The sequence below is a fragment of the Westiellopsis prolifica IICB1 genome (assembly GCF_004323185.1).
Lineage (GTDB): Bacteria > Cyanobacteriota > Cyanobacteriia > Cyanobacteriales > Nostocaceae > Pelatocladus > Pelatocladus prolificus_A.
This window is the reverse complement of sequence record NZ_NAPS01000001.1, coordinates 837912-843611: the sequence shown is the minus strand read 5'-3', so window position 1 is coordinate 843611 and position 5700 is coordinate 837912. Positions and strand designations below refer to the sequence as shown.

The 5700-nt window shown below is 40.0% G+C and carries 6 protein-coding genes; 4 read left to right on the top strand and 2 right to left on the bottom strand.

Annotated elements, in window-relative coordinates:
- Nucleotides 1-329: 329 nt before the first annotated feature.
- Together B4U84_RS03645 and cobU are read right to left on the bottom strand one after the other, a co-directional pair.
- On the bottom strand, nucleotides 330-770 hold the full coding sequence (locus tag B4U84_RS03645) for a hypothetical protein (protein WP_131115599.1): 441 nt from the start codon (nucleotides 768-770) through the stop codon (nucleotides 330-332).
- Nucleotides 771-863: 93 nt separating this feature from the next.
- Nucleotides 864-1436, bottom strand: a complete 573-nt coding sequence (gene cobU / locus B4U84_RS03640) for a bifunctional adenosylcobinamide kinase/adenosylcobinamide-phosphate guanylyltransferase (protein WP_131115597.1) — start codon at nucleotides 1434-1436, stop codon at nucleotides 864-866.
- A gap of 408 nt (nucleotides 1437-1844) precedes the next feature.
- Between cobU and B4U84_RS03635 the strand changes: the two genes are divergently transcribed.
- The 4 genes from B4U84_RS03635 to hpsU all read left to right on the top strand — a co-directional run bounded on the left by B4U84_RS03635 (nucleotide 1845) and on the right by hpsU (nucleotide 5438).
- Nucleotides 1845-2612 carry a hypothetical protein gene (locus B4U84_RS03635; RefSeq protein WP_044451644.1) on the top strand — a complete coding sequence of 256 codons (768 nt, stop codon included), beginning with the start codon at nucleotides 1845-1847 and terminating at the stop codon, nucleotides 2610-2612.
- 242 nt (nucleotides 2613-2854) lie between these two features.
- On the top strand, nucleotides 2855-3790 hold the full coding sequence (locus tag B4U84_RS03630) for a glycosyltransferase family 2 protein (protein ID WP_044451645.1): 936 nt from the start codon (nucleotides 2855-2857) through the stop codon (nucleotides 3788-3790).
- A 105-nt stretch (nucleotides 3791-3895) separates the two neighbouring features.
- Nucleotides 3896-4789, top strand: coding sequence for a glycosyltransferase family 2 protein (locus B4U84_RS03625; protein ID WP_131115595.1), 894 nt, complete (start codon nucleotides 3896-3898; stop codon nucleotides 4787-4789).
- A gap of 79 nt (nucleotides 4790-4868) precedes the next feature.
- Nucleotides 4869-5438: a hormogonium polysaccharide biosynthesis acetyltransferase HpsU gene (gene hpsU, locus B4U84_RS03620; RefSeq protein WP_131115593.1), complete on the top strand. Its 570-nt coding sequence runs from the start codon at nucleotides 4869-4871 to the stop codon at nucleotides 5436-5438.
- Nucleotides 5439-5700 lie beyond the last annotated feature (262 nt).

Sequence of the window (5700 nt, the reverse complement as noted above, 5' to 3'; positions counted from 1 at the left end):
GAATTGAGGGGATCGGGGATCGGGGATCGGGGATTGGGGGTAACGGGGATCGGGGATTAGGGACGAAGGGGTAATACCATTTCACGAAAATCTTGATACAAATACAGACGGTGTAGAGACGCGAAATTTCGCGTCTCTACAAATTTATATGTATCGCGATTAACGTGAAATGGTATAACGGGGATGTTGTGGCTGATCAAATCGCTTGCAAGTCAACGGGAGCATCCCTAATGTTTAAAAAACCTGGTTTTTTCATAAACCGGGTTCATTAAAATTACAAACATCAAATAAATTGAAAAATATTTAAACCAAATCAATTCATGCAAAAATTAACTATTAGAATGATGAGAAAGTTCATTCGTTTTTGTAACGCGATCGCGAATCAATTTTAACTGTATTTGACTATTCACTGGTTCTCTAGGAAGAGGAACTTCTGTATTTGGCCAGCCAGATATATCATTACATGGACAGGAATCAGCAGGCATACCCATATTTCTCACAGGTATAGGCATTGTACACCGCGAACAGGGATACATTTCCCAAGCGGATGTTAGCAATTCGCCAATAGTTTCGCTCGTACCTTCAAGATGACAGTCACCTGCTTGTTCAGAAATAATTTTCTGCCAGCATTCTTCAAATTCATCACTATAGCGATCGCCTGCAACAACAGACTTGGGTAATAAAACTTCTGCACCATTATTAATGATGACTTTTTTGCCTAACTGAAGCCAGTAAGCTAGATATTTTTTAACTTCATTTTTAGATGCCATAGCATTAATTCTATTTAGATTTTAGATACTCAATTTGGAATTAATTCTTAAGAATGGTCATTAGAGACGCGATGAATCGCGTCTGTACAATGGTCATTGGTCATCGTAGTTATTCCCCTTTCCCCGCTCCCCAAACAGCGGTGAACCAAGTAAGCTGAGGTTGAGAACATGACCACCAGTGACTAGATAAACAGGTTCACAGATTGTGCCTAAGTATCGCACTAATCCACCTAAGCGATCGCGAAAAGTTCTGCCCATGGGATAAGGGGGTACCACACCCCATCCTGTTTCTTCAGCAACAAAAATCATATCGGCTGCTACTAGTTGCACTGTCTCTAAAAACTCTTGCATAGTCTTTTCCCAGATTGCTTCTTCCTGAGAGAGTAGATTAGCTACCCAAGTTCCCAAAGAATCAACTAAAACGCAGGTGTTCGGTGGCATTTGGGCAAGAGTATCAGACAATTGTTCTGGTACTTCTATTGTCATCCAATCTAGAGGGCGTCGTTGCTGATGCTGTTGAATACGTTGCAGCCATTCTTCATCAGCAGGATCACGACTAGCTGTTGCTATGTAAACTACTGGTTTGTCTGATTGTATTGCTAAAGCTTCTGCCCACTCACTTTTACCAGAACGCGCCGGTCCAGTCACCAAGATGATTTGATTCATTTTTTGCTTCAGAAACCCAATTATAAAAATCTCATAACACAAAGTTAAAAATAAAATGAGAAAAGGGAATTTATAAATTAAAACAGAGAAATAAGCATTACCCTTACCTCATAAGTGATCCCAGCTACTACAAGGAGGAAAACCTGCAAAACACTAACTTCCCAATATTCTCAATCATTGGCTTGATTTTGAGCCGTTTCCTGAATATCTTGAATAAACTAGGGATTTAAACCTTTACCATAATTTTTCACTTTAGGGATGAGATTGTTGACCCCAAATAACTTTTAAGAGATAAAATTAACACTCAGCATCTTAATTGATGTAACTATTGGGAAAAGTCAAAAATCCCAACTATCAATTCAGCATCATCCGCAATCACAAGTCACAGAAAAGTTAGAGATACCCATTATGAAAGCAGGCTTAAAGCGTATTGAGGCTACTCTACACGATTTAGGAAATCGCGATACCACCACTCCTGAGTCATCAGAAGTAAATAAGCAGTCTTTATCGTTTCGGATCAGTGTTGGTGAAATAGAAAAGTCAGAAAATGGTGATATCCAATCCGAAGATGAATATGATGAGCAATCACAAGATTATTCCCAGTTTCATCACGACTGTGTCCAAACATTCTCAGTAGAAGAAAACGGTTACAAAACACCAAGTCTACCGAAATTTAAAACTCCTAGCTTTACCAACCATCGCAATGCAGCCAACCCTGCATTGGCCATGAATTTGTTACAAGAAATACAAGAAATTGTTGGCGCTTGGCAAGCAGAACTGCAAACAATCGTGCGACAAATCCAAGACGTTTATCTAGAAGGGCCAATAGTTAATGGTTGGTTAGAGTCACACACAGACAACGAACCCAAAGGAAGCGCCACATTACGTCATGCAGAAGTCAACCACTTGATGGACTACGTAGAACAAATTTGCGCTCAACAAGCAAAAATATATTCTCAATCATCCTCTGCTGGCTATCGTTTGTGTGGTTTAGATGCTTCTGGTACAGTGTGGACGCGTCCCTGTCCCCCGGATCAGGTTGCAAGTGTGAGTATGGCGATCGCACGTTATCAAAAGTTACGTCAATTATTAGGACGCAAACAATACTTAGAAACTCGTCTAGCACAACTAGCTGAAACGCTTGTGGTGTTACATGGTCACATTCAATGTCAATAAATTAAGTAATAAGTAATTTCCGAATCAAGCTTCAAAACTTTTAATTTGCGGTGATAGCAAATTTAATTATGAGCATCTTACGTCAAGATATCAGGGTGATTTCCGAAAAAACTCGGTTGGTGAGTCAGGATTCTTTGGTATAGATTAGCTCCAGAACAGGCAAGATTGAATTTTTATAGTTAGTATCAACAACCAACAATCAATAAAAATTCAACAACCAATTGCAAAACCAAAAACTTCCTATGCCAGATACGCCAATCTCTGCCATTATCTGTACTCACAATCGAGATAATTATTTAGGTACTGCTATAGATAGCCTCCTAACGCAAGATTTTGCTAATGGCTTTGAAGTAATAGTGGTGGATAATGGTTCTAGCGATCGCACCAGTTATGTTGTAGAACAAAGAGCAAATCATCCCCACCTCAAGTATGTTTTTGAACCTGTTGTTGGTCTATCTGTTGCTCGGAATACAGGCGCTCAGGTTGCAAGCGGTGAAATTCTAGCTTACCTTGATGATGATGCTGTAGCAAGCCAAGGTTGGCTGCAAGTTTTAGATAACGCCTATAAAAATAACCCAAAATTAGCGATCGCTGGTGGTAAAGTCAGCTTGTTATGGTCAGAGGGAATGCAAGCACCACGGTGGTTATCTCAAGGATTAGCCGCTAATTTAGGAGCATATGATCTAGGTGACAACACAGTTTATATAGACAAGCCTGGTTTAACTCCCAGAGGTTTAAACTACTCAATACGTCGCAGTTTTTTAGAAGAAATAGGCGGTTTTGATCCTCAGCTTGGGCGCGTAGGTAAAAATTTATTATCCAACGAAGAACTACACATGACCGAACTTGCTCTCCAAAGAGGTTGGCAAGTTATGTATTTACCGCAAGCCCATGTATTTCATAATGTAGCCCCCGAACGTCTAAAACCTTCTTGGTTTTTAAATCGCGGTTGGTGGCAAGGTATTAGCGAGTGTTACCGAGAACAACTAGCAGGTACAGCAGGTTTCGGTCAGCTACAACGTGGTAGCGAACGTTTTTCACGTGGTTTATATAAAGCAGTTAAATATTTTGCTGATCCAGCAGAACGATTCGATAAACTTGTTTACGCCTATGGTCAGATTGGTTATTTAAATGCTGCGATCGCAGGATTGTTATCAAAAAGAGTCAATGGTCAATAGAGACGCGATGTTCCTCGCGTCTGTACAATGTTCATTGGCGATTAGGTGCTATACAGGCGCACATTTGTACGCTCTTACTAATCACTAATTATTAATAAACATATTATGTCATCTTCTAAAATACCAGTTTCTGTAATAATTCCAGCTAAAAATGAAGAAGCAAACTTGCCTGCTTGTCTTGCTAGTGTCCAAAGAGCAGATGAAGTTTTTATAGTAGATTCGCAAAGTAGTGATCAAAGCGCCGAAGTTGCGAAAAATTTTGGTGCAAATGTCGTGCAATTTTATTTCAATGGACACTGGCCTAAAAAGAAAAATTGGTCTTTAGAAAATCTAAATTTTCGCAACGAATGGGTTTTAATCGTAGATTGCGATGAGCGTATCACCCCTGAGTTGTGGGAAGAAATTGCCCAAGCAATTCAAAATCCAGAATATAATGGCTACTATCTGAATCGCCGTGTATTTTTCTTAGGTAAATGGATTCGCCACGGTGGTAAATATCCAGATTGGAATTTGCGTTTATTTAAGCATCAAAAAGGGCGTTACGAAAACCTTCATACAGAAGATATTCCAAATACAGGTGATAACGAAGTTCACGAACACGTCATCTTAGATGGAAAAGTTGGATATCTCAGAAACGATATGATTCACGAGGATTTTCGTGATCTTTTCCATTGGTTAGAACGCCACAACCGTTATTCTAACTGGGAAGCCCGTGTTTACTATAATTTGCTTACAGAGAATCATGATCACGGTACAATAGGCGCGAAATTCTTTGGTGACGCCGTACAGCGCAAACGCTTTTTAAAAAGAATTTGGGTGCGACTACCATTTAAACCATTTTTGCGATTTGTGTTGTTCTATTTTATCCAGCGTGGTTTTTTGGATGGTAGAGCTGGATATATTTACGCAAGACTATTGAGCCAATATGAATATCAAATAGCAGTTAAACTCCACGAATTACGCCACTGTGGCGGCAAACTCAATACTAAATCTATCTAAGGGGATTGGGGATCGGGGATAAGGGACAAATGACAAATGACCATTGTACAGACGCGATTCATCGCGTCTCTAATGACCAATGACCAATGATCAAGCATTTATAGACTTACGCAAATATGACCAATCTTGGTTTGACCGTGGGCGTCCCAGTTGGTATGTTCTGCTGTGGTGGTTTGTGCAGGCGATCGCTTTTCCTCTGACTCCTCACCCGTTAAATGGTCTGCGTTGTGGTTTATTACGTTTATTTGGCGCTCGTGTTGGTGCAGGTGTGTTCATTAGACCAACTGCTCGCTTCACCTATCCTTGGAAAATCACAATCGGTGACTATAGCTGGATTGGGGATGACGTCGTTTTATACAGTCTGGATTACATACATATCGGTGAACATTGCGTAATATCCCAGAAAAGCTACCTGTGTACTGGTAGTCATGATCTGTATGATCCAGCCTTCGGGTTAAAAACAGCGAGTATCTGCATCAGTAATGGGGTATGGTTAGCAGCAGATTGCTTTGTTGGCGCTGGGGTTCAAATTGGTGCAAATTCAGTCATTGGCGCTCGTAGCAGTGTTTTTACTGATTTGCCACCTGCACAAGTGTGTTGGGGGACACCATGTCGTCCTCGTTATCCCAGATTCAAAGAACGAATTTAACGTGCGCCTCTGTTGGATGGCGCAAGTAAATCTAAGTTTTAACCTAATTCACAGAAAGACGGCTCTTAACTGATATCTTGCACCTAGCTGGATAAACACTGAATATGTAGAATAAAAGTATTAACTATTACATAGTTATCAAGTAACTATATATTGAGTATAAAGTAATTTATAATACTTAATAAGGCTTTAAATACTTGAGTATTTCAGGAAATAATTTTATAGATAATGATAATCATGAAGAGGGGCGGGGGTGAGTGGG

Coding starts and splice junctions, on each gene's coding strand:
- B4U84_RS03645 (WP_131115599.1), bottom strand. CDS start 770: ATGGCATCTAAAAATGAAGTTAAAAAATATCTAGCTTACTGGCTTCAG.
- B4U84_RS03625 (WP_131115595.1), top strand. CDS start 3,896: ATGTCATCTTCTAAAATACCAGTTTCTGTAATAATTCCAGCTAAAAAT.
- cobU (WP_131115597.1), bottom strand. CDS start 1,436: ATGAATCAAATCATCTTGGTGACTGGACCGGCGCGTTCTGGTAAAAGT.
- B4U84_RS03635 (WP_044451644.1), top strand. CDS start 1,845: ATGAAAGCAGGCTTAAAGCGTATTGAGGCTACTCTACACGATTTAGGA.
- B4U84_RS03630 (WP_044451645.1), top strand. CDS start 2,855: ATGCCAGATACGCCAATCTCTGCCATTATCTGTACTCACAATCGAGAT.
- hpsU (WP_131115593.1), top strand. CDS start 4,869: ATGACCAATGATCAAGCATTTATAGACTTACGCAAATATGACCAATCT.